The 22301-nt window shown below is 40.1% G+C and carries 26 protein-coding genes; 7 read left to right on the top strand and 19 right to left on the bottom strand.

Annotation, left to right across the window (positions count from 1 at the left end; genetic code table 11):
- Positions 1–59: 59 nt before the first annotated feature.
- Complete coding sequence (locus ACWPVZ_RS03575; RefSeq protein ID WP_347105157.1) at positions 60–500, bottom strand: SprT family protein; 441 nt, start codon at positions 498–500, stop codon at positions 60–62.
- On the bottom strand, positions 487–2619 hold the full coding sequence (locus tag ACWPVZ_RS03570) for a Tex family protein (RefSeq protein ID WP_454380953.1): 2133 nt from the start codon (positions 2617–2619) through the stop codon (positions 487–489). The genes ACWPVZ_RS03575 and ACWPVZ_RS03570 overlap by 14 nt, the downstream gene beginning before the upstream one ends.
- A 341-nt stretch (positions 2620–2960) precedes the next feature.
- Between ACWPVZ_RS03570 and ACWPVZ_RS03565 the strand changes: the two genes are divergently transcribed.
- The 3 genes from ACWPVZ_RS03565 to ACWPVZ_RS03555 are packed head-to-tail and all read left to right on the top strand — an operon-like array spanning position 2961 to position 4815.
- Positions 2961–3092, top strand: coding sequence for an SPJ_0845 family protein (locus tag ACWPVZ_RS03565; protein ID WP_002885949.1), 132 nt, complete (start codon positions 2961–2963; stop codon positions 3090–3092).
- Between the two features lie 5 nt (positions 3093–3097).
- Positions 3098–4000 (top strand): permease, encoded by a 903-nt coding sequence (locus tag ACWPVZ_RS03560; protein WP_454380950.1) that lies wholly within the window; start codon positions 3098–3100, stop codon positions 3998–4000.
- Positions 4000–4815, top strand: coding sequence for a TIGR03943 family putative permease subunit (locus tag ACWPVZ_RS03555; protein WP_073950150.1), 816 nt, complete (start codon positions 4000–4002; stop codon positions 4813–4815). The genes ACWPVZ_RS03560 and ACWPVZ_RS03555 overlap by 1 nt, the downstream gene beginning before the upstream one ends.
- A gap of 52 nt (positions 4816–4867) precedes the next feature.
- Here ACWPVZ_RS03555 and ACWPVZ_RS03550 read toward each other — a convergent pair whose 3' ends face one another.
- The 8 genes from ACWPVZ_RS03550 to ACWPVZ_RS03515 form a co-directional block, all read right to left on the bottom strand.
- Positions 4868–6529: a SulP family inorganic anion transporter gene (locus ACWPVZ_RS03550; protein ID WP_454380947.1), complete on the bottom strand. Its 1662-nt coding sequence runs from the start codon at positions 6527–6529 to the stop codon at positions 4868–4870.
- 239 nt (positions 6530–6768) lie between these two features.
- The gene (locus ACWPVZ_RS03545; protein WP_247915871.1) at positions 6769–7383 is read right to left on the bottom strand and encodes a DUF2140 domain-containing protein; all 615 of its coding nucleotides are present in this window, start codon (positions 7381–7383) and stop codon (positions 6769–6771) included.
- Between the two features lie 95 nt (positions 7384–7478).
- Positions 7479–8120 carry a GDSL-type esterase/lipase family protein gene (locus ACWPVZ_RS03540; RefSeq protein ID WP_454380944.1) on the bottom strand — a complete coding sequence of 214 codons (642 nt, stop codon included), beginning with the start codon at positions 8118–8120 and terminating at the stop codon, positions 7479–7481.
- Positions 8121–8146: 26 nt separating this feature from the next.
- On the bottom strand, positions 8147–8758 hold the full coding sequence (locus ACWPVZ_RS03535) for a CPBP family intramembrane glutamic endopeptidase (protein WP_454380942.1): 612 nt from the start codon (positions 8756–8758) through the stop codon (positions 8147–8149).
- Between the two features lie 103 nt (positions 8759–8861).
- The gene (locus ACWPVZ_RS03530) at positions 8862–9224 is read right to left on the bottom strand and encodes a hypothetical protein (RefSeq protein WP_156246601.1); all 363 of its coding nucleotides are present in this window, start codon (positions 9222–9224) and stop codon (positions 8862–8864) included.
- A gap of 4 nt (positions 9225–9228) precedes the next feature.
- Entirely contained in the window at positions 9229–9606 is a 378-nt protein-coding gene (locus tag ACWPVZ_RS03525) for a hypothetical protein (protein WP_060972784.1), read from the bottom strand.
- 12 nt (positions 9607–9618) lie between these two features.
- Positions 9619–9981: a TIGR02328 family protein gene (locus ACWPVZ_RS03520; RefSeq protein WP_070476439.1), complete on the bottom strand. Its 363-nt coding sequence runs from the start codon at positions 9979–9981 to the stop codon at positions 9619–9621.
- A complete protein-coding gene (locus ACWPVZ_RS03515) occupies positions 9978–10370 on the bottom strand; it encodes a YbgA family protein (RefSeq protein ID WP_060972385.1) in 393 nt (130 codons plus the stop codon). Before ACWPVZ_RS03515 ends, ACWPVZ_RS03520 begins: the two co-directional genes overlap by 4 nt.
- 175 nt (positions 10371–10545) lie before the next feature.
- On the opposite strand from ACWPVZ_RS03515, the gene ACWPVZ_RS03510 reads away from it, so the two are divergent.
- Complete coding sequence (locus ACWPVZ_RS03510; RefSeq protein ID WP_454380939.1) at positions 10546–10965, top strand: SP_0198 family lipoprotein; 420 nt, start codon at positions 10546–10548, stop codon at positions 10963–10965.
- Positions 10966–11063: 98 nt separating this feature from the next.
- Complete coding sequence (locus ACWPVZ_RS03505) at positions 11064–11261, top strand: bacteriocin immunity protein (RefSeq protein ID WP_139723964.1); 198 nt, start codon at positions 11064–11066, stop codon at positions 11259–11261.
- A gap of 255 nt (positions 11262–11516) precedes the next feature.
- Here the strand turns inward: ACWPVZ_RS03505 and ACWPVZ_RS03500 are convergent, their stop codons facing one another.
- The 3 genes from ACWPVZ_RS03500 to ACWPVZ_RS03490 form a co-directional block, all read right to left on the bottom strand.
- A complete protein-coding gene (locus ACWPVZ_RS03500) occupies positions 11517–12266 on the bottom strand; it encodes a CPBP family intramembrane glutamic endopeptidase (RefSeq protein ID WP_454380937.1) in 750 nt (249 codons plus the stop codon).
- Between the two features lie 96 nt (positions 12267–12362).
- Positions 12363–12674: a hypothetical protein gene (locus ACWPVZ_RS03495; RefSeq protein WP_037600327.1), complete on the bottom strand. Its 312-nt coding sequence runs from the start codon at positions 12672–12674 to the stop codon at positions 12363–12365.
- Between the two features lie 110 nt (positions 12675–12784).
- Complete coding sequence (locus ACWPVZ_RS03490; protein WP_316582265.1) at positions 12785–13372, bottom strand: TetR/AcrR family transcriptional regulator; 588 nt, start codon at positions 13370–13372, stop codon at positions 12785–12787.
- A gap of 155 nt (positions 13373–13527) precedes the next feature.
- On the opposite strand from ACWPVZ_RS03490, the gene ACWPVZ_RS03485 reads away from it, so the two are divergent.
- A complete protein-coding gene (locus tag ACWPVZ_RS03485; RefSeq protein ID WP_454380934.1) occupies positions 13528–14121 on the top strand; it encodes a class I SAM-dependent methyltransferase in 594 nt (197 codons plus the stop codon).
- Between the two features lie 199 nt (positions 14122–14320).
- Here ACWPVZ_RS03485 and ACWPVZ_RS03480 read toward each other — a convergent pair whose 3' ends face one another.
- The 6 genes from ACWPVZ_RS03480 to ACWPVZ_RS03455 form a co-directional block, all read right to left on the bottom strand.
- Positions 14321–15550, bottom strand: coding sequence for a dihydrolipoamide acetyltransferase family protein (locus ACWPVZ_RS03480; protein WP_201041587.1), 1230 nt, complete (start codon positions 15548–15550; stop codon positions 14321–14323).
- Between the two features lie 10 nt (positions 15551–15560).
- Positions 15561–16592, bottom strand: a complete 1032-nt coding sequence (locus ACWPVZ_RS03475; protein WP_002890539.1) for an alpha-ketoacid dehydrogenase subunit beta — start codon at positions 16590–16592, stop codon at positions 15561–15563.
- Between the two features lie 16 nt (positions 16593–16608).
- Positions 16609–17682 carry a thiamine pyrophosphate-dependent dehydrogenase E1 component subunit alpha gene (locus tag ACWPVZ_RS03470; RefSeq protein WP_014634179.1) on the bottom strand — a complete coding sequence of 358 codons (1074 nt, stop codon included), beginning with the start codon at positions 17680–17682 and terminating at the stop codon, positions 16609–16611.
- A gap of 104 nt (positions 17683–17786) precedes the next feature.
- Positions 17787–19127, bottom strand: coding sequence for a dihydrolipoyl dehydrogenase (gene lpdA, locus ACWPVZ_RS03465; RefSeq protein WP_195413815.1), 1341 nt, complete (start codon positions 19125–19127; stop codon positions 17787–17789).
- A gap of 566 nt (positions 19128–19693) precedes the next feature.
- Positions 19694–19897, bottom strand: coding sequence for a CsbD family protein (locus tag ACWPVZ_RS03460; protein WP_004182825.1), 204 nt, complete (start codon positions 19895–19897; stop codon positions 19694–19696).
- A 256-nt stretch (positions 19898–20153) separates the two neighbouring features.
- Positions 20154–20393 (bottom strand): GlsB/YeaQ/YmgE family stress response membrane protein, encoded by a 240-nt coding sequence (locus ACWPVZ_RS03455; protein WP_002890536.1) that lies wholly within the window; start codon positions 20391–20393, stop codon positions 20154–20156.
- Between the two features lie 780 nt (positions 20394–21173).
- Between ACWPVZ_RS03455 and ACWPVZ_RS03450 the strand changes: the two genes are divergently transcribed.
- Positions 21174–22199, top strand: coding sequence for a DUF389 domain-containing protein (locus ACWPVZ_RS03450; RefSeq protein ID WP_155212933.1), 1026 nt, complete (start codon positions 21174–21176; stop codon positions 22197–22199).
- Positions 22200–22301 lie beyond the last annotated feature (102 nt).

Here is a 22301-nt window from a genome sequence, read left to right as displayed (position 1 = left end):
CTTCTCCCATCATTTCTTTGATTTAATTATATGATTTTTTTAAATTAAAAAAATCAGCCCTAGGACTGATTTAGAAAAATGAGCTTGCCTCGACACAGACCGCATCCAAACTTCTGTGTATTGACACGGCGTTTGCGACGGTAGATATGACCACAAGATTGGCACTGATAAAGGTAGTACTTCTCCTTTTGACCTTGCATCTTTGGAGCGTATCTAAGGCCTTCAACCTTGACTAGTAAGTCCTTAAAATCTCTATCAATATGCTTGTAGCCCTTACCTTGAAAATAAAGGTGATAATGACAGAGCTCGTGGCGGACGATTTTTCGAAAGGTCTCAAGACCATGTTCCTCATAGAGTTTTGGGTTGAAATCTAAGTGTCCATCCTTGGGAAAGAACCGCCCTCCAGTGGTCCGGAGACGCTTGTTCCACAAGGCTTGATGCTTAAATTCCCAGCCAAAATCTTCTATAGAAACAGTCTTAACATAATCAGTTAGATTCACGTGGATTCACCAAGGAGAGGTTGAGTTTTTCATGCTCCAAATCAACTTTTGATACCCACACGGTAACCAAATCCCCAACAGAAACGACCTGACTTGGGTGGTTAACGAAGCTCTTGCTCATCTCAGAGATATGGATAAGGCCATCCTCATGGACACCAATATCCACAAAGGCACCAAAGTCTACAACATTTCGGACTGTCCCTTCAAGTTTTTGTCCTACTGACAAGTCTTTGAGTTCAAGAACATCCTGACGAAGCACTGGTGCTTCAAAATCATCACGGAGGTCACGACCTGGTTTCAAAAGGTCAGCGATGATATCTTTAAGGGTTTCCTGACCAAGCCCTAGCTCTTCTGCTGTTTCTTTAAGATTAAGAGCCTTCAATTTCTCTTTGGCAGAGTCGTCCAAATCTGTGATATCCAACTGCTTGAAGAGGTCTTTTACCGCTGGGTAAGACTCTGGGTGGACCCCTGTATTATCCAAGATATTCTTGGCATTTGGGATACGGAGGAAACCAGCTGCTTGTTCGAAGGCTTTGGCACCGAGACGTGGGACCTTTTTGATTTCAGCACGTGATGCAATCTCACCATTTTCCTCACGGTAGGCGACGATATTTTCAGAGATGGTCTTGTTGAGTCCTGACACGTGTGACAAGAGGGTACTACTTGCCGTATTGACATTGACACCGACTTGGTTAACCACGGTATCAACGACGAAATCAAGATTTTCAGACAGTTTCTTCTGACTAACATCGTGCTGGTATTGGCCTACTCCGATTGATTTAGGGTCAATCTTAACCAACTCGGCCAATGGGTCTTGGAGACGACGGGCAATAGAAATGGCAGAGCGTTTTTCGACCGTCAAATCTGGAAACTCATGGCGAGCTAACTCTGATGCAGAGTAGACAGAGGCACCACTTTCATTGACAATGACATAAGAAGTTTCTGGGAAATCCTTGAGGACTTCTGCCACAAAAGCTTCACTTTCACGGCTGGCTGTTCCATTACCGATCGCAATAATCTCAATGGCATACTTTTTGATGAGGTCAGCCAAGTCTTTTTTAGCCTGTGCGATTTTAGCCTGACTTGCTGGAGCTACTGGATAGATAACTTGCGTTGTAATGAGCTTACCAGTTTGGTCAACCACGGCCAACTTAGCCCCTGTACGAAAGGCTGGGTCAAAACCAAGTACCATCTTGCCTTTAAGTGGCGATACTAGAAGGAGGCTTCGAAGATTTTGAGAGAAAAGTTGAATAGCACCATCTTCTGCTGCTTCAGTCAATTCGCTTCGGATACGACGCTCCATAGCTGGAACGATTTTCTTCTTGAGAGATTGATTGATAACTTCCTCGATATAGTCATTCTTTTGTTTGAAACGAGCACTGTAGAAACGGTGCATTTTCTCAAGATTGTGCTTAAAGCTTACCTTGATAACGCCTAGTTTCTCACCACGGTTAAGGGCTAACGTACGGTAACCTTGAAGTTTAGACACCTTATCCTCAAAATCATAGTAAATCTTGAAAGTTTCTTTTTCATCCAGCGATTGATCCTTGAGGGTTGAAGTGATGTCACTGTTGTTCCAGATTTCGTTGTAGGTCCAAGAGCGCAAGCTATTGTCCTCAGAAAAGGCCTCAACCAAAATATCCACAGCACCCGCAAGTGCCTTGTCAGCTGTTGGAAAGGCTTCAGATGTCAGCTTTTCAGCTTCAGCCTTGAGGTTGGGACTATTTTGCAAGATAAGACGAGCCAATGGGAAAAGACCTGCTTCACGAGCAATAGTCGCTTTGGTGCGGCGTTTTTCCTTATAGGGGAGGTAGAGTTCTTCCACATCCGCCAACTTTTCAGCCGCTTCAATGGCTGCCTTGAGTTGATCAGTCAATTTGCCCTGTGCCTCAATCTTGGCCAGAACTGTTTCCTTACGGTCTTGAAGAGTAGTCAAGGACTTATCCATATCAATGATAGCCTTGATTTGCGTTTCATCCAGATTGCCTGTTTTTTCCTTACGGTAACGGGCAATGAAAGGAATGGTATTGCCTTCTGCGGTCAATTCCAAAACTGTTTCAACTTGTTGTTTTTTTAGGCCCAATTCCTGAGCCAATGTCTCTAGATTACGATTTTCCATAAGTTCTATTATACCACGATAGGAGATTTGCTTGGGTAGAAAACCTTGTAGCTGAAGCGAGAATTTTTAAGCAAGAGGTAGTATAATAGTAAGGTAAACCTATTGTTAGGGGCTATTTCTTTCGGAAAATAGATGCATCTTCCTAGAAGCAAAGCTTCTTCGTCTGATGCCCTAATTTTCTGTCAGAAATGACGCCCTTAGTATCTTATTGCAACTGAACTCGGGCTATTTCTTTCGGAAAATAGATGCATCTTCCTAGAAGCAGAGCTTCTTCGTCTGATGCCCTAATTTTCTCTTAGAAATGACGCCCTTAGTATCTTATTTAAACTCGGAGGCTTTTTATGGCGGTTATTCAGAAAAAAACAAATGAACTTGAAAGCATGATGGCATCTTTTGCGGCTATCCCTGATTTTGAGAAGGCGGGAACTGATCCTAAGAAGGACAAACGTCTTCAAGAAGATAAGAAGAAATAATAGTTATGGCTATTTTTCATCAACTACCAGATAGCGTTTTGCAGCTTCTGGCAGTTTTTCTATCTATTATTATCGAAGCCCTGCCCTTCGTTTTACTGGGAAGCATCTTGTCTGGCTTTATCGAAGTCTTCGTGACCCCTGAAAAGGTCCAAAACTTCCTGCCGAAAAACAAGGTCCTGGCTATTCTCTTTGGAACTCTAATTGGTTTTATTTTCCCTTCTTGTGAGTGTGGGATTGTTCCCATTATCACACGCTTTTTAGAGAAAAAAGTGCCTAGCTACACAGCTATTCCTTTCATGGCAACAGCTCCTATCATTAATCCAGTCGTTCTTTTTGCGACCTATACGGCCTTTGGGAACTCTTGGTACTACGTGATTTTACGTTTTCTCGGAGCTTTCTTGATTGCCATGTTTTTGGGAATCTTGCTTGGCTTTGTGGTGGATGACCAGATTCTTAAGGATAATCGTAAGGTCAGTCATGTGCACGACTATAGTGGTTTGTCAGCTGGTAAGAAAGTTTTTCAAGCCTTGATTCATGCGGTAGATGAATTTTTCGACACTGGACGTTACCTGATTTTCGGGAGCTTGGTGGCTGCCAGTATGCAGACCTACCTACCGACCCGTATTCTTACGACAATCGGGCACAATTCGGTGACAGCCATCCTCATCATGATGCTTTTGGCCTTTATCCTCTCGCTTTGTTCAGAGGCGGATGCCTTTATCGGGGCTTCCTTACTCTCTAGTTTTGGAGTGGCACCAACGGTGGCCTTTCTCATCATCGGTCCTATGGTTGATATCAAGAACCTAATCATGATGAAACACCAGTTTAAGACACGCTTTGTTGGTCTCTTCGTAGGAACCGCAAGTCTGGTGACAATCATTTACTGTCTGGTATTGGGGGTGATTTAATGTTACGTTTTCTCATCTTATCTGGGTATTTTGAGCTGGTCATGTACTTACAAGTTTCTGGCAAGCTCAACCAGTACATTAATATCCACTACTCCTACCTGGCTTACATTTCCATGGTGCTTTCCTTTATCCTCGCTGTGGTTCAACTCATTGTTTGGATGAAGCAGATGAAGGTTCACTCGCATTTGTCAGGTCGAGTAGCCAAGGTAGCCAGCATCGTTCTCTTGGCCTTTCCAGTCCTTACGGGGCTCTTGGTGCCAACAGTAACCTTGGATGCCAATACCGTATCAGCTAAGGGGTATCATTTTCCACTGGCGGCAGGGAGTGATCCTAATCAGGCCGACCAAGAGGGAACGACTATTCAGTACTTGAAGCCAGACACCAGCTCCTACTTCACCTCCTCAGCATATGAGAAGGAAATGACCAAGGAGCTAGCCAAGTACAAGGGACGTGAGACCATCCAGATTACCACGGAAAATTACATGGAAGTCATGGAGCTCATCTACCTCTATCCTAACGATTTCATGGGCAAGAAGGTCACCTATACCGGCTTTGTTTACAATGACCCACAGACCAAGGGTTATCAGTTCATCTTCCGTTTCGGTATTATCCACTGTATCGCCGATTCAGGTGTTTACGGACTGGCGACGACAGGAAGTGACCAAACCTTCAAGGATAATACCTGGGTAAAAGTCACTGGTACCATCACTGTGGATTATTATCAAAATCTTAAACAGAGCCTCCCTATCCTTAATTTGACTGAGATTAAAGAGGTCGGTCAGCCTGACAATCCTTATGTTTATCGCGTATTTTAAAAAGCCAAGTTCAGTTGAACTGGCTTTTTCTTCTTGTGCAAAATGGATTTGTCTAGGCTTCTTTTGCTAGGGCTAGTGCTTTTTCAAGGGCTTGGTCCGTCGACTCGCAGATATTATCTGGACCGATAGTCTGGATGAAGCCTGATTTTTCGAGAACTCGGTAGGGTTGGGCGTTAACGTGAGAAAGAAGCAAGGTCATTCCACGTTTTTGGCAGATAGCAAGCGTTTCCTCAAGGGCATCCAGACCAGAGATATCCATGGCTGGAACGTTGCGCATGCGTAAGATAAGGACATTCTTACCGTCGTCATTGATAACATTCAAGAAGTTATTGGCTGCACCAAAGAAGAGAGCACCGAAGATTTCATATACGACTGCATTTTTAGGAACTTGTTTCAAGTCGCTGTCCTCAGACAATATAGGATCTTCTAGATTTTCCTTGTCCACCCACTGACGGACTTGGGCTACGTCCGACATCCGTTTGAGGAAGAGGAAGGCTGCTAGGACCATACCAAATTCGATGGCAACCACTAGGTCAAAGAAAACGGTTAAGATAAAGGTTACGATAAGGACTGCTACGTCACTCTTAGGAGCACGTTGAATCATACGAACAACAGTACGCCAACCGCTCATGTTATAACCGACAATCATTAGGATTGAGGCCAAACAGGTCATAGGAATCAATGAGGCATAAGGCATGAGAAAGAGTAAAATCAGAAGCAAGGTAAGGGCATGAACCATCCCCGCTACTGGTGTCCGTCCTCCATTTTTGACATTGGCTGCGGTACGGGCGATGGCACCCGTTGCAGGAATCCCGCCAAAGAGGGCTGACATGATATTCCCAACACCTTGGCCAATCAATTCAGCATTAGAGCGATGATTACCACCAATCATCCCGTCTGAAACAACGCAAGAAAGCAGGGATTCGATGGCTGCTAGTATGGCAATGGTGAAGGCTGGCGACATCATTTGACGAATCAAAGAAAATGATAGGTCAGGAACTGTGAAACTTGGAAGTCCTGCTTTGATGGTGTAAAGATCACCAATGGTTTTGACTGGCAGATGACCAAAAGCTACGATGGCTGTGGTCACAATAATTGCAACCAAAGACCCCGGAATTTTCTGAGAAAGGCGTGGCCAAAAGATTTGAATGACTAGGGCCAAGATACCAATTGCAAGTGTCGGCCAGCTAATACTTGAAAGATGCTTCCCATAAGCTAGAAGTTTTTCTAAGAACTCAGCTGGCACGGACTTCATCTCAAGCCCCAGGAAATCTTTAACCTGTCCAGCCACAATCCCAACAGCTATCCCCAAGGTAAAACCAAGTGTGATGGTTTTGGGAATGAACTTGATCAGGTCACCAAAACGCAGGAGCCCCATGATAATAAGCATGAGTCCCGCCATGAGCGTGGCAAGGGTCAAACCAGCCATACCATACTGGGCGATGATGCCATAGATGATGACAACGAAGGCTGCGGTAGGTCCACCAATCTGAACCCGACTACCTCCTAAAAAGGAAATAAAAAAGCCTGCAACAACTGCTGTATAAAGACCTTGTTCGGGATTAACACCAGAGGCAATGGCAAGAGCAATCGACAAGGGGAGAGCAATGATAGCCACGATAACTCCTGCAATCAGGTCCTTGATGAACTGGCCCTTAGAATAATTCCTGATGGTAGTGAAAAATTTGGGTGTGATATATTTTAAAGCGTCCATTTTTTCCTCCTAACTACTATCCTAAAACTCTTTAACTCAGTGAAATAACTCTTTTTCAATGAGTGTCAGACGCTTATCAATTTTACAATCTTATGATAGCATAGGAAAAGCTCATTTTCTAGGGGATTGAGGGATTTAAAGCTATTATTTCAAGAATTTTTTAACTTTCTTAGTTTAGAAGTGAAGGTATCAAAAAACAAGTCCAGACTATGGACTTGTTTTGAAAGATTCATTATGGATTACCAACTTGTTGGCAAGGAAATCGGAATGTTAAGTTTAACCTTCATCTTGCTATTGGTCACAGAGGCTTGCTCAATTTCATAGCCGATTTCAGGAAGCTTGAGCTGAATTTGGTCATTAACCATGCGAACACCACTGCTGGACTGGGCAATGCTCTTCTTGAGGTAAGGCAGAACCAGTGATTTTGGAACTGGAAGGCGACCCAGGTGGGCACCTGCCAAATCTAGTAGGATGACTTCCTTGTTAGTGCTGACCGTAAAATCAAGGCTAAATGTTGATCCGATAGGCCCAAGAGATACGGGAACCTTAGCTGTTAGATAGGAATCATTCAACTCTACGCTACTGTTTTGCAAGGTCTCGTCATTAGAATCAGCCATGCTTGCTTTTAGGATTTGACGAAACTGATTACTGTCAAGATTAATCTCAGTTGAAACCCCGCCTGATGAAAGGGACGCCCCACCAATACCAGCCTGGGCTAAATCAGCAAGGGATGTTTGTGTTGATACATTTTTTAATTGGTCCTGACTGTCGATCTTGTCCGGAATAAGTAGAGCCGCCACTGCAAAAAAGAGCACAATGACGAGGACAATGAGTCGTTTAAACCATTTCCACATAGGGATACCTCATTTCAATTTTTCACTTTTGACGTCTATTGTACTGTAATCAAGGGAAAAAAGCGAGTAAGAACTGGAAATTCTCTCATATTTTCTTAATGCAGGAGATATAGCTCCAGAACTTCAAAGACTTTTAAGTAAGCATTGGCATAAAGGTGGACGCCGTCATAGGTGTGCTCAGCCTTCTGATCTTTTCTATCATTGACCAGCTCAGCATTACAATTAATGAAGTGGCAGCCATAGGTTTTGGCGATTTCCTCAAGAGCCTGATTACAGCGGTCAAGATTTTCAGGAGTTCGCAGTTTCATCCACTGAATTGAAGCCTTGGTCTGCCAAGGCAGATGTAGATTGGCTGGGTAAAAAGCCATGAGGTGAATCTTGGTATGGGGCAATATAGCTAGTGTTTGCTCCAGAATTTGGCTGATATTTGCCGTCATATGCTGGAACCATTGGTCTCCATAAGGCTCCTCGGTCATGTCATTGGTACCGATATTGATGAAAACCTTACTCGGTTGCAGATCCAAAAGCAGGTGATGGATATGCTGGAGAAATTCATCCGTATTCAAACCACTGATGCCTCGATTGTAGATGATATCGTCAATACCTCTACTCCTAGCGATTTCACAAATGGGAAAAAGCTCCATAAGAGAGGAGCCCGTGAAGAGCGTTTCCCCCTTGATAGCAACCTCATTTAGGTACTGATAGTTTTTAAGTTTGATATCTTTTAATTCATCCATGATAACTTTCTTCTATATAATTTTATCTAAATGAGAGAGAAGGCAAAGAGCAACCCTACAACCGTATTGGCCAAGGCGTGGATAAAGACACTAGGAAGAATGGACCCACTTGCTTTTATCTCATTGATAGCACCAAAAACGTAAGCTATGAGACTGATAAAGACCAAAATGGCAAAAGTCTTAAGGTAACCAGTTAGTTGGATAAACATAAGTGCATGGATGAGACCAAATAAGAGAGACTGAACCAGATTTGCTCCTAGAAATCCTAGTTTTCCTTGCATCCTTTTTAATAGAAAACCTCTAAAGAAGATTTCTTCTGGCAAGGCAGTCCCTAAGATAGCATAGGCTAGAATAGCAGGAAGAGCTCCAATTCCCTTTCCAGAAAAATCTGCTGTGGCCGTTTGGCTAGAGTCAAACCAACTAAAGACCACAATCGAAAAAAGAAGAAAAAGTAGACTAATACCCAAAATGGTCAGTAATAATTGCCTCTTCTTCTGACTCTCAACTTTCTTCAACCCAATCCAGTCAAAGAAACCGACCTTTTTCCTGCTCCAAATTAACCAAGTGATAAAAGGAATGACAGAGACTATGAGCAGTTCCATAATACCGCTCATCAGTTTAGACATAAATAGGGTCATGAGTTTGTCCTCCATTTCTAATCAAAAGACAGCTTCGTTCTTTTGAAAACGATTACCTTTACACCTTGATTATACTACTTTTAGGGGAAGAAAAAGCCCATTTTCACCAGTCTTGCCACGTTTCTTTGGCACGAATCACACGGCCTTGCTTATAGTCAATATGGTAAACACGCCAACCACCAATCCAATCGTCCTTCAGCTTGTACTCAACACTTCCTTGAAGATCACTCCCCTTGCCCAAGAGTTTCTCAACTTCTTTTCTCGTCATGCCCTCAAGCTGATACTGCCGGTGAAAACTCCACATGAGTTTGTGTCGCATAGGAGCTGGTGTTTGAGCCCATTTTTCAGGAGTAAAAATCCGGTCACGAGGGACAATGATTGCAAAATGAACCAGACAAATGATTTCAATAATTAAGCAAAAGCCTTTTAGTCTCTTACGTCTGGTTTCTGGGGTAAGATATGCCATAGGACTACCTTACTTTCTCTTGCTTCCAATGGTCGTCCAAAATCACTGTGTGCTCTTTCGAAAAGCGAATAAGGATGTCTCTGGCAACTTGTTGGGATACACGCGCGACATTGGTCAATTCTAATCCTAGCTCAGGTGTGTCGTGTTCCAAGCGATACTTGTCATCCTCGGATTCAACAAAGATAAAACTCATTGACCCTTTTTCGCTATAAGTGAGATAGAGACTATCGTAGGATACTGGAAGTTGCGCCAAGGCATCCCAGATATCACTGTCACTTGGGTTTGTAATCGTCGCATAGTCTACCTGATCAGCTGTCGAAATACGCATGACAAGGCCTTCTGCTGCTTTCTTTTTAGGTGCAAGCCACTTAAACAAATGCATCGTTTTCCTCCTTTAGATGATGATTCCTTTTTGCTTGAGATTGTCCAGACATTCCTGTAAATAGGCAGTATCATGCTCTGGGTAAATGATGACTGGTAGCTTCTCCACTTCAATCTTATCGTAGGCTGGCATCTGCCTGCCTCGATACTCCTTGTCCAACCACTCTGGGCTGACACGATAGCCACGTTCCGCCATTTCTTGCATAATAAGCTCATGGTATTTAAACAAGCGATACGGTGAATAATCAAAAACATAGTTAACCGTCGCATGTTTGCGTTGCCATCCCTTACCACGAAGGGCGCAACATTCTCGGTGCTGCCCTAATAATTGCTGACGGGGTAGTTTTGCAATCAACTCTTGATGCCACAGTCTCATTTTGAACCCCCATTAATTAAGGTTGACTCCTCCAGATAGCGATTAGGATACTTGCTGAGGAGCTCTTTGACAGATTCCACTAAACCATGCTGAGGAATTTGGCCTGCTGCATAGCTATCTAACTGAGCCATAAACTTTTCCTTCTCACTAGTGGTTGCTTTTTTCTTAAAATACCCCCAGATATGTTGGAAAGCATTGACGACCTGACCAGGATTTTCAGGAAGGTCCAGGGCTTGATCAATGTAGGCCTGAACCTGATCCAAACTAACCTCATCATTCTTGAGATAGTTACGGATTTCTAAGTAAATCTTGTTTGAATGGCTGAGCACCAGGTACTTATTGGCTGCCCAAAGTCGCTCGCACTGGCGACGTGGATTGGTAGTTGTCATTAGGAACCTTCCTTGATTGCTTTTTATCAGTATAGCATAGTTTAAATGGGGATAATAGATTATGCCTTTGAGAATTTGAAGAGTGATTTCCAACTATTTTCAGAAAAGGGCTTTTGCTTGGTTTGCTTGTAAGCGTTTGCTATACTTAAGGTATCAAAGAAAGGAGACAAAGCCTATGACATTGTCCAAAAAACTCACACTTTCTCTTGCCTCTATGGCAGTTCTTGGTCTTTTAGCAGCCTGCTCAAACCAGAAAGCTCAAACACCTGAAAGCTCTGCTAGCACCCAACAAAGTTCAAGTAAGGTTTCATCTTCACAAAGTTCTGAAGTTTCTAAACAGACTGAAGGGCTAGATGGCACCTATAAAGGAACTGATGAAAATAATCGTATTACTCTTATCATCTCTGGAAATACTGGAACTTGGGAAGAGGACGAAGCAGATGGCGAGAAGGAAAGCAAGTCTGTAACAGTTAACCCTGACAATCAAAGTCTAACGATTGGTGATGATACCAAATTCTACAAACTCGACGGTAATCAGCTGACTATTGAAGATGATGACCACGATCCAAATGATACGGTTGTCTTGACGAAATAATATGAAAACCTTAGCCAAACCACTCTCTGGAATTTAGCTAAGGTTTTTTATGTTATACTATAGGCAGAAAGAAAACGAATACAAACAGGAGGTTGACGATGACTCAAAGAAGATTATGGGTGACGCTATTTGTTATATCGATTATTGTAACTCTTATTGGACTGGGATTTTCTGTCTATAACTATTATGTCTTTGATAAACCCTTTATGACCACGACTACAAAAGGTTTACTAGCAGCCTTTTTCCTGTGTGCGACAATGGTTGCCATCACCCTATCCAAATCAAGTAAGAAGTAAAGATATGAAAGAGGTATAAGTTTGTAGACTTATACCTCTTTTGATACAACATTACTTAATCTTGTGTTTATTCATTTTTTCTTCAAAGATGCCTGTCATGATTTTACGCAATTCTTCTCTCTTTTTCAGCCTTTTGATGATGAAATGTATCCTTGGCCAAACGAATCACCTCCTAAAAATGAAACTGTGTCATTATATCAAGAGATAGGAAAGAAAAGCTCCCACCGAAATTCAGTGGGAGGTTCAACTCTATTTCTATGATTTTCGTACCGCCACCAGCCAAGAGGCTAGTAGGATTTCGCAAATAACCAGAAGGATAATCTGAGTAAGAGAGCTCTGAACTAGCATAAGGACAGCCAGACTATCGATCAGCATATGGGCAAGGATACAAGGAGCAGCTCCTTTCGAATACTCTTTGAGAGCTCCAAATAGAAAAGTATTTCCTAAAATCATCAGGTAAAAAATGAGATAGTTGGAGGAACCTGCTGTAATCCAAGGGAGTTGATAGATAGGGATATGCCAGAGGAACCAGACAATGGAAAGAACCATCATTTTAGTTATAAAGTGCTTGCTAAAGGAAAGATGTTCTTGTAAAAACCAACGCCAACCTACTTCTTCCAGCCCCCCATATAAAAAGGTCCAGGGAAAATATAGTAAGAAGGCCAAGAGGGTGTTCCCAGTAAAGCTAACATTCCTGAGAAAGAATGAGATTCCATAGTAGATGACTGGAATGAAGAGAGTTAGAATCCAGGACAGGGGACTTTCTTTTTGAAGAAAGACCTTTTTGAAGAATTCACCCAAGGATTTGACTTCACTCAACACAAGAGAAAAGACAGCCGCCATAATCAGGGGAACACAGTTCATTAGGATAAACAGTAGTGAGGCACCCAGATTACTCCTGTCTGGGAAACACCATAGGATAACTTGCCCTACTATATATGTAGCAAAGAGGGCAAACAGTGCATACCAGATAGCGACTGATTGTTTTGAAATAAATTTGCTCATTTTTTCTCCGTAACGGGATGGTAAAATTGACAGTATCTCTTTTTTATGGAAGGTTGATTCGTAATTGTAGAAATAAACACATTGTCTTTAAAAATCTTATTTAATCTTGTGTTTGTTCATCTTTTCTTCAAAGATGTCTGTCATAATCTTACGTAACTCTTCTCTCTCTTTTTCAGGAAGGTCCCCTTGACGCTTAGCCACTGCATAAAGTTCAGGATATTGCTTGGCTACACGCTCGACTGTCTTAGTCGTCGCATGCCCTCTGACAAAGAAAGGAATGCGTTTAATCCATTCTTGTGGTACGAGAGCGAGTAACTTCTTAGCCGCTTCCTTATCAGAAATCTCAGCTGTGCTCAAACCTTTTTCGATTTGCTTTTGTTCTTGTTCAGTAAAATCTTTTAATTCCATAACTTGCTCCTCTTTATCTTTATATAGTAAATTTTACACCCATGCATGAGAATATACAACTGATTGGGATGGGATGTTGCTAGCTGTGAACAATAATAGAATTAGGAAAATCATGATTTCTTTTTTCCTAAAATACCGTACAAAAAGATCTGATGAATTTGCTCAACCTCTGTCTCTAAATTGTCACTATGGGCTAATTGATTTCCCATACCATTAAGAGCATCCATGACATTTAAGATAAGCTCTGTCGATAGATCTTCAGCAATAAGGCCCTCTGCTTTTCCGAGATGAATATAAGCACGATAGATGTCACCTTTTTTTGCAGTGATTGCTTTCGTTAGGAGAGTTGAGAAAACAGAATCTTCCACCATTTTATCTTGAAAATAGTCCGAGATTTGCTGACTCATTTTCTCCTGACATAGGTCTAAAGCATGGTCTAATTTTGTATTAAAAGCTAGATTACTTTTTAAAATATCCTCGGCTTGCTGGGTTATTTCTTCAAACAAGTCATTAACACAGAGAGTTACCAAGTTATCTTTGCTCCCGAAATAATTGTAGATAGAAACAGGAGATACTTCTGCTGCCTCTGCAATAGATTTTATACTCGTTTGTTTAAAACCTTTGTCTTTAAACAAACGCAAAGCTGCTTGAATAATCGCTTGCTTCTTTTTCTCAGTCGTCTTTTGATATTGATTCATGTGAACACCTCAGTTACTACCAATTGTAGCATAAGTTTGAAATATATACCTGTATATTTCATTTTTTCTTGCTATTCTTACTAGCTTTCTCTATAATAAAGTTTGAATTTAAACCATCTATATTTCAAACTTTATTTTCAAAAATGGGAGGGAACATGCTCATTCAATATCTTATAAAGCAATCTAGAAATCCGAGTGGTCTTGTTGGCCGAGTGATTACCAACATCTGGTCGTCCTATTTTAAGGAACTCAGCCTTTGGGCAATAAAACAAACCACTATCCCTAACAATAGTCGTATTTTAGAAGTCGGTTATGGCGGTGGTAGCACTATCAAAAACCTACTTGCTTTAGATAAAAATCTTGACATTCATGGCATTGATATTTCCAAGGAGTCTTATCAAACTGCTAGACGGATGCTTTTAAAGTCAATAGAAAATGATAGTGTCCAGCTGATGGTTGGCAATGTCGAAAACCTTCCCTACCAAAATCATTATTTTGATCTTGTCTTTGCCATTCAGACCCATTTTTTCTGGATAGATTTAAAACAAAGCTTTCAGGAAATCTATCGAGTCATGTCCAATCATTCTACTCTGATTATTGCTTCCGAAAAAGAAAAAATACAGTATCATATGACAGATTATGGAACAAGTTCTGAATTGAGTCAGTTATTAACAAGTATTGGCTTTTCAAAGATTGAAGAAAGGCAAAATCACAAATGGGTTTTGTACATTGTTATTAAAAGACATTAGGAAATTGATAGACAAATTCCCACTTGACTTAAGAAAAGCTCTCCCCTTAGCAACACGAAAAGAGAAGACTAAGTTAGTCTTCTCTCTGTGTAAGCTTTACGCTAGCTATTGAGCTAGACAAGGTTAGCAAAAAACTTTATATTTTAACCTATAATATGTCTATTAGTTGATAATCTTAACCTTGCAAAATTTAAATCCACTAGAAAATAAGGAGATAAGGGTCTTCCAGATAAGATATAACTTGTGCTAAAAATTCAGCTGCTGGAAGGCCATCGATGATTTGATGGTCGAAGCTCAGACTCAATGGAAGATAGTCTTTTTGAACAACCTCTCCCTCCTCATTAAATGCCAAAGCTTGTTGAGTTGCTCCTACTCCAAGAATTGCCACCTCTGGGGAGTTAAGGATTGGTGTGAAGTATTCTACACCTGGCCCCCCTAGGTTCGTAATTGAGAAAGTAGAACCACTATATAGGTCAGATGGAAGTGTACCTTTTCGAGCTTGATTAGCCAGAGTCTTAATGCTTTGACCAAGATCTGCTAAAGTCATACGGTCTGCGTCTCGAATCACAGGGACAACCAAACCATCATCCAAAGCTGTTGCCATACCAATATGAATGCTTTCTTGAATCTGATGAATGCCGCCGCCATACCAAGCATTCAAAGCTGGAAAATCTCTCAAAGCTTTGGTTACTGCTTTAGTTAATAGAGTTGTGATACCTAGTTCACCATTTTCAAGTGGAGTATGGACCTTGGCCTTAAGTTCTTTACGGAATTTCAAAAGCTCAGTTAAATCAGCCTTACGATGAAGTGTCACTTGAGCAGAAGAATGAAGACTGTTCATCATACGTTCGGCAATAATCTTACGCATGCCTTGGAGTCCCTCACCGTATTGACCTGAGGTCATATCTTGTGGTAGAGGTTCAACGACCTTATCAACAACAAGACTTGGTTGGTAAGCTTCTACATCACGTCTTGTAATACGACCATTTCCACCTGTCCCTTTAATAAGGGAGATATCATAGCCTTTCTCAGCAGCCATCTTACGAGCCACCGGTGTAATGAAAATGCGTTCCCCACTAGTACGAGCTATAGGTGCTGTAGTAGATTTAGGACTAGGCGGTGTTGAATCTTTAGCGACTTCAGTTGGAGCTTCCTCTTGTGCAGGAGCCTCTTCGGTTCCTACATCCTCTCCTTCCTGACCAACCCATCCAACGACTTCCTTACATTTAACTGTAACACCTTCACCATGCACAATGTCTAGAACAACCCCAGAAGCAGGGGATTCGACTTCACTAGTCAATTTTTCAGAACTAATTTCCAATAAAGGCTGACCACTTGTTACTGTATCACCAACTTGGACCAACCACTTTTGAATGAGTCCTTCAGTCATGGTTAGGCCGAGCTTGGGCATTAAAATTTCTGTTGCCATAAGCGCCCTCCTATCCTTTCAAGTCCTGAATCAATTCATCAGCTACTTTCAAAACCTTATCCGCATCAGGGATATAGGCTTGTTCTAAGTTTGTCGCAAATGGAACAGGAGTATTTGGAGCACAAACACATTTCACTGGTCCATCAAGATAATCAAAAGCTTTATCTGAAACGACAGATGCAATATCAGTTGCAGTATTGTTATGTGGATTGGCCTCATCCACAATAATTAAACGACCAGTTTTCTTCACGGAATTTAACACTGTTTCTTCATCCCATGGAGCAACTGTACGAAGATCAATCACTTCTACAGAAATGTTGTCTTTTGCTAAGCGGTCGGCGACCTCATAGGCTACATACAACATCTTACCAATTGTCACAATTGTTAAATCCTTACCTTCTCTACGAACGGCAGCCTTACCAATTGGTACAGTATAGTATTCTTCTGGCACTTCCCCTTTTAAGCCATAGAGGGTTTTGTCTTCAGAAAAGATAACTACATTATCATCCTCTATTGATGCTAGGAGTAATCCTTTGGCATCATAAGGAGTAGCAGGAACGACCACCTTAATACCAGGAATCGATCCAAATAAACCGTAATAGGATCCAGAGTGTTGCGCAGCAGCTGAAGCACCTGCCCCGTGCATAGTACGAACAACCATGGGAACTTTAGCTTTACCGCCAAACATGTAACGCATCTTAGAAGCCTGTCCTAATAGGGCATCAAAACAGAATCCAATAAAATCATTAAACATCAACTCTGGTACAGGTCTTAGTCCCGTAAGCGCCATCCCCACCGAAGCTGATAAATAGCCGTGCTCAGAAATCGGAGTATCAATAACACGTTCCCTGCCATATTTCGGCATCAATCCTCGTGTGATACCCATGACACCGCCCCAGGCATCCTCGTTATTATTTTCTAAGTGTTCAACATTAACACCACCTGAGATATCCTCTCCTAGGAGAACAACTCGCTCGTCTCTTTCCATGGCTTGATCGAGCCCTTCATTGATGGCTTTCATAAATAATGTTTCTCTAGTCATTATGAATCCTCCTCAATCAGTCTGCAAATACGTCTTCGTAGAGAGCTTCTTCTTTTGGAATTGGGCTCTCTTGAGCAAAGTGGATTGCATCTTCAACATCTTTTTGTGATTGGGCAACAATCTCATCCAATTCATCTTGGCTAAGGATACCCTTTTCAGTTACCAGGTCACGAAATACTTCCAAGGCATCCACATCTGCCCATTCTTTTTCGATTCCATCTGGTGCTTTGTATTTTTGCTCATCTCCTTCGAAATGGCCATGGTTACGATAAGTAATAGCTTCAATTAACGTTGGACCATCTCCACGACGCGCACGTTCAATGGCCTCTTTAGCCACTTGATAAACAGCAAATAAGTCCTTACCATTAACGCGAACTCCAGGCATATTGTAAGCTTGTGCACGTTCAGCAATTGTTGGAGAACCTGATGAATACCATTGTGGTGTTGATTCTGCAAAAAGGTTGTTTTCATTTACAAATACCACAGGTAGATTCCAAATAGAGGCCATGTTTAAGCACTCATGAAAATTACCTTCATTGGCAGCACCATCACCAAAGAAACATACAGCAACATCATCAGTCTTTAGATATTTGTTGCGCATAGCAGCCCCAGTCGCAAGACCAAAGCCTCCGCCTACCATACCATTAGCACCAAGGATTCCTTTATCCAAGTCAGCGATATGCATAGAGCCACCCTTACCTTTACCAAGCCCAGTAGACTTACCAAAGATTTCAGCCATCATTTTTTTAAGGTCTCCACCTTTAGCCACACAGTGTCCATGTCCTCGATGTGTGCTAGTAATGTAGTCTTTATCAGTCAAGTTAGCACATACCCCAGTCGCAATAGCTTCCTCACCTGAGTAAAGGTGAACAAATCCTGGAATTTGACCGATTGAAAAGAAATGTCGTGCATTTTCTTCAAAATTTCGAATATCCCACATAGTCTTATACATGGATTTAGCCTCTTCTTTTGAAACATTTTCCACACCAAGATCATGGGCAGTTTGAACCTTAACTTCTTCCTTGGTTAAGGTTTGTCCCTGATGTTTTTCTTTCATTAGGGCTTGTGGCAATTCTTGATAATGTGTCATATTGTTTCCTCCTTCTATAGAGAGCTTTATAAAAAACAAATATTATTGACAGATATATAGATTTGAAAAAATGAGAATGGCTGTGCTAAACCTATCCATCGACCTTAGGACCTTAAAATCAGTCTTACAACTTCCTGAACCAATTCAGAAATTGTTGGATGTGCAAAAATTGTCTTATCAAGCTGATCAAGTGTTCCTTCAGCATCTTTCAAGACAATCAAGGATTGTAGAATATCAGTTGCATGTGGACCAACGATAACGGCACCTAATAGTAGGTGATAGCGTTTTTCGGAGACAATTTTAACAAAACCTTTTGCTGAATTAGACGCAATGGCTCGACCATTATAAACATAAGGAAGTTGACCAACTGATATATCATATCCTTGTTGTACCGCCTCCTCTTCTGACAAGCCAAAGGAAGCAATCTCTGGCGTTGTAAAGAGAGACCGTGGAACACTTGAATTATCAACCGGTTCCTCAGCCTGACGACAAATGGCTCGAACAGCTTTGATTCCCTCGCTACTAGCAACATGAGCTAACATATATCCAGGAATCAAATCCCCAATCGCATAAACACCTGATTGAGATGACTCGTAATAACTATCTACCTTAATAAAGCCTTTTTCGGTCAGCTCCAAGCCCATCATTTGGGCTAACTCAATATTTGGCTTACGCCCTGTTGCTACAAGTAAGTTATCATAAGAGTAGGACTTGCCATCTGCTAAAATTACAGCATTTTCTTTAACCCTATCTATGCTAACTCCCTCCAGAATAGTAATTCCAAGTTGTTCCATCTTTTCTCTAATAATGGAACGTGCTTCGTCATCTTCAGTTGCTAAAATTGTTGGTGCAACCTCTATCATTGTCACATCCACACCAAGTGGAGCCATGGCAAAAGCTAACTCAACGGAAATAATACCCCCACCAATGATAACCAAACGTTGAGGAAGTTCCTTTAAGTTGAAAAAGCTATCTGTTGTCAAGTAGTCAACATCGTTAATACCAGCAATAGGAGGAATAAATGGATGACTCCCCGTCGCCAAAATAACAGACTTACCTGAGACTCTTTCACCATTAACTTGGAAGGTTTTATCAGAAATATAAGCTGCCTCACCTTCAATATAGGTGATCCCTAATTGTTTAAAACTTGATTGAATACCAGACTGTAGTGTTGCTACGACTTGATCTTTGCGAGCAACAAGTTTTTGAAAATCAAGATTATCATTTAAAACTGTTACTCCATACTGAGAGGCTTCTTTAGCAGCTAATAACCAATGAGCATGTTCAAGATAGGCTTTGGATGGGATACAGCCAACGTTCAAACAAGTGCCACCTATGGAGTTTTTCTCAATGACAGTTACCTTTTTACCTAAACGGGCAGCTTCTTCAGCAGCAACATAACCACCAGGACCTGCCCCTATAATGAGAATATCACATTGACTCAAAACAATACTCCTTTCTAGAATGGAAGTCGGCTGTTAGCCGAACCACTTCAAGTAGGACAAAAACTCGGAGATGTTTTTGAAAGCGTTTTCTATACTTTGATTATAAAACTAATACTTATGAAAATCAAGTAATTCACTGAAAATGTGATGCTTTGGTAGTGAAAATATTCACAAGTAATGCAAACGTTTGCCATTCCCTATTCGGGATGATGTTAGCGCTTATATTTTGCTGATTTGTATAAAAACTAGAAAAATACAAACCTCCCCCAATCATTAAATAATTCTTCAAAATGTTATAAAAAACACTCTAGCGTCTATAGCTTGGATAAAACTATAGAAATTAGAGTGCTTTTACTATTAGAAAGAATATATATGGATTTAAAAAGGAATTTAAATTAATCTAAAGAAAGTTGATTTTTCAACTGAATAATATTATAAGAATATCGATTTGTAGTTATTTTGAAAGTAATCTTATAAGTGAGTAATTAGGAGTAGAATATGACAACTCTATTTTTTTGTAGAGTAACTTTTGTAGCTTTTATGTGAAAAATCAATTGACTATTTAATTATTTATCGTCCTTTTTAATCATATTTTTCACACCTTCGATAGCTCCTTCAACAGCATCTTTGGCATCTTCGGCAACTTCTTTCACTTTTGAGACTGCTTTTTCAGCAGCACCCTCTTTTTCTGTTTTTTTATCACCAGTTACTTTTCCGAAACCTTCTTTAATAGCGCCTTTAGCTTGGTTAAGTTTTTCTTCTACTGACATAATTTTATCCTCCTTTGGACATAAAGATTTTTAAATATGAACGCTCTTAAACAATACATTCAAATTTTTAAGTATAACAAGATAAGTTAAATTATAGCTTTTGTGTTGAAGTCGAGTCATAAACAGCTTGAACACCCTCACTAACGTTATCTTTATTTGCTGATAAACCATTAGCTAGTCCATGTTTACCACTTTTTTAATTTATCGGCACTAAGTTTGCTAGTTGATTGGAGTCTTCCTGTCGAAATATTGAAAATTATTCTTTTTTTCCTAAGAAAAATGATACTACTGCAACAACAATAACTGCCCCTAAAATTGATGGAACTAAGGCCATTCCAGCTAGTCTAGGTCCCCAAGAACCGAAGAGTGACTGTCCAACAGATGAACCAATTAAACCTGCAAAGATATTGGCAATTATTCCCATGGAACCTCCCTTTTTAGTGATTCCACCAGCAATAAAACCTATAAAGCCTCCGACAATAATAGCCCAAAGCATAATGTCTCCCCCTTTCTACATAGAGGAAAGTTAGATTGTTTGGAAAATCAAACCATCTAAAGAGTTACATTTTAGCTAAAACATTTTTTATATTAATCTTAACAATCATAAGATTAATGTTAGTATATACCTGTTAATAACAGTATAAGTTAATCAAATTGATAAGTCAATGAAAATGTTTGCGCTTACAAAGAAAGTATGGAAACTATCGGTGGTTTTTGCAACCGTTTGCGTAAGTTTGTAATTTCGCTTAGCTCATAATTTTTTTGTGTACACGAGAAGCTTTGAATAAATTACACCTAGCTATACAATTATAAGAGCATTTCCTAAATGGAAAAATTTAGGAATAAAAAGATTGATTAAACTGGTGCATCCATGTGATTAATCAGGTTTTAGATACAAAAGAAAATAGTCCTAAGAAGTTAGAGTGACTAAAACATAAATAAAATGTATAATTGAATTATGGAAACCCTTACATGATTTTTCTTTAAAAAGTAACCATCTAATAAAGAAGTATAAATAATATACCAGACACTGTGGTATTTTCAGTAGGAGTTTAACATTAATAAGGAGTAATGAATTGATTACAAATTGAAAGTAGAATATAAAACACGCCCACGTAAAGAAGTTACAATAATAATGGCCAATGATTTAGATACGTCGTCAAAGAGTGAGCTTAAAAAGTTGTTCCCTCAAGATATTCTTTCCTTTCAGAAGAGGTCAAACAGTATTGAGTAACTTCTTAAAAAGTGACTATACTAACAAAGAGGGAGTACTGTTATGGAAAAAGTTTTGAAGGATGGTAAACTTTATTCTCTAATAGAATTTAGGGACAAAATCTATGAGGATTTAGATTTATCAAAAAGTGACTTAACCACTTTATTGTGTGCGATATTGATTGCATCTATTGGTTTGAATATGAATTCTATTCCAACAATCATAGGGGCAATGTTGATTTCTCCATTGATGACACCTATCCTTGGAGTAGGTTTTGCGTTAGCAATATTAGATACAAAACTTCTCAAAAAATCGTTTAAAGTTCTTTTTATTCAAGTTGCAGTAAGCCTTTTAGCCTCTACACTTTATTTTTTACTTTCGCCCATTTCTTACGCAAGTACGGAAATTATTGCTAGAACTTCGCCCACAATTTGGGACGTTGTAATAGCATTCGTCGGTGGATTAGCCGGCATTATTGGAGCACGAAAGAAAGAAGCTAATAACATTGTTCCTGGTGTCGCCATTGCAACTGCTCTTATGCCACCCGTTTGTACCGTGGGGTATTCTATTGCCACAGGAAATCTTGAGTATATGATAGGGGCGTCATATTTGTTCTCCATTAACTGCAGTTTTATTATGATTGCTACATATATTGGCACTAATGTGATGATGGTTAATAATCCTTATGTTAAACATAATCGTAAAGCCTCTAAAATGCGAAAAATATTAATTCTAGTCTCGCTTGTTCTTATTATTCCAAGTTTAGCTTCTGCAACTACCTTAGTTAGAGATACGCTAATCAATGAGTCTATCAATAATTATCTATCCGATCAATTTGAAAACCATACTATTTTGAAAAAGAAATATAGTAAAGAAAATAATACACTAAAGCTAACCATTTCAGGTAAATATCTTTCAGAAGCTGAGTTACAAAGTATCATTAACAAACAAAATGAATATGGTTTGAAAAATATCTCGATTCAGGTTTCACAAATAACAAATGATAGATTAACTGAAAAAGAAATAGTCGACTACATCATTCAATATAAAAACGATGATGATCTTCAACAAATAGAAAAGGATAAGTAAAAAGAATCCCCAAATAACAACAAGTAATGTGAGATATTAATTTGATAAGCATAAGAAACCGTTGAAAAGTATTGTCACTAGTAGTCCATAGGAGAAAATATC

Source organism: Streptococcus sp. Marseille-Q6379 (assembly GCF_965119505.1).
This window is presented reverse-complemented; position numbering and strand designations above follow the sequence as displayed.

Coding starts and splice junctions, on each gene's coding strand:
- ACWPVZ_RS03570 (WP_454380953.1), bottom strand. CDS start 2,619: ATGGAAAATCGTAATCTAGAGACATTGGCTCAGGAATTGGGCCTAAAA.
- ACWPVZ_RS03565 (WP_002885949.1), top strand. CDS start 2,961: ATGGCGGTTATTCAGAAAAAAACAAATGAACTTGAAAGCATGATGGCA.
- ACWPVZ_RS03560 (WP_454380950.1), top strand. CDS start 3,098: ATGGCTATTTTTCATCAACTACCAGATAGCGTTTTGCAGCTTCTGGCA.
- ACWPVZ_RS03555 (WP_073950150.1), top strand. CDS start 4,000: ATGTTACGTTTTCTCATCTTATCTGGGTATTTTGAGCTGGTCATGTAC.
- ACWPVZ_RS03550 (WP_454380947.1), bottom strand. CDS start 6,529: ATGGACGCTTTAAAATATATCACACCCAAATTTTTCACTACCATCAGG.
- ACWPVZ_RS03545 (WP_247915871.1), bottom strand. CDS start 7,383: ATGTGGAAATGGTTTAAACGACTCATTGTCCTCGTCATTGTGCTCTTT.
- ACWPVZ_RS03540 (WP_454380944.1), bottom strand. CDS start 8,120: ATGGATGAATTAAAAGATATCAAACTTAAAAACTATCAGTACCTAAAT.
- ACWPVZ_RS03535 (WP_454380942.1), bottom strand. CDS start 8,758: ATGACCCTATTTATGTCTAAACTGATGAGCGGTATTATGGAACTGCTC.
- ACWPVZ_RS03530 (WP_156246601.1), bottom strand. CDS start 9,224: ATGGCATATCTTACCCCAGAAACCAGACGTAAGAGACTAAAAGGCTTT.
- ACWPVZ_RS03525 (WP_060972784.1), bottom strand. CDS start 9,606: ATGCATTTGTTTAAGTGGCTTGCACCTAAAAAGAAAGCAGCAGAAGGC.
- ACWPVZ_RS03520 (WP_070476439.1), bottom strand. CDS start 9,981: ATGAGACTGTGGCATCAAGAGTTGATTGCAAAACTACCCCGTCAGCAA.
- ACWPVZ_RS03515 (WP_060972385.1), bottom strand. CDS start 10,370: ATGACAACTACCAATCCACGTCGCCAGTGCGAGCGACTTTGGGCAGCC.
- ACWPVZ_RS03510 (WP_454380939.1), top strand. CDS start 10,546: ATGACATTGTCCAAAAAACTCACACTTTCTCTTGCCTCTATGGCAGTT.
- ACWPVZ_RS03505 (WP_139723964.1), top strand. CDS start 11,064: ATGACTCAAAGAAGATTATGGGTGACGCTATTTGTTATATCGATTATT.
- ACWPVZ_RS03500 (WP_454380937.1), bottom strand. CDS start 12,266: ATGAGCAAATTTATTTCAAAACAATCAGTCGCTATCTGGTATGCACTG.
- ACWPVZ_RS03495 (WP_037600327.1), bottom strand. CDS start 12,674: ATGGAATTAAAAGATTTTACTGAACAAGAACAAAAGCAAATCGAAAAA.
- ACWPVZ_RS03490 (WP_316582265.1), bottom strand. CDS start 13,372: ATGAATCAATATCAAAAGACGACTGAGAAAAAGAAGCAAGCGATTATT.
- ACWPVZ_RS03485 (WP_454380934.1), top strand. CDS start 13,528: ATGCTCATTCAATATCTTATAAAGCAATCTAGAAATCCGAGTGGTCTT.
- ACWPVZ_RS03480 (WP_201041587.1), bottom strand. CDS start 15,550: ATGGCAACAGAAATTTTAATGCCCAAGCTCGGCCTAACCATGACTGAA.
- ACWPVZ_RS03475 (WP_002890539.1), bottom strand. CDS start 16,592: ATGACTAGAGAAACATTATTTATGAAAGCCATCAATGAAGGGCTCGAT.
- ACWPVZ_RS03470 (WP_014634179.1), bottom strand. CDS start 17,682: ATGACACATTATCAAGAATTGCCACAAGCCCTAATGAAAGAAAAACAT.
- ACWPVZ_RS03460 (WP_004182825.1), bottom strand. CDS start 19,897: ATGTCAGTAGAAGAAAAACTTAACCAAGCTAAAGGCGCTATTAAAGAA.
- ACWPVZ_RS03455 (WP_002890536.1), bottom strand. CDS start 20,393: ATGCTTTGGGCTATTATTGTCGGAGGCTTTATAGGTTTTATTGCTGGT.
- ACWPVZ_RS03450 (WP_155212933.1), top strand. CDS start 21,174: ATGGAAAAAGTTTTGAAGGATGGTAAACTTTATTCTCTAATAGAATTT.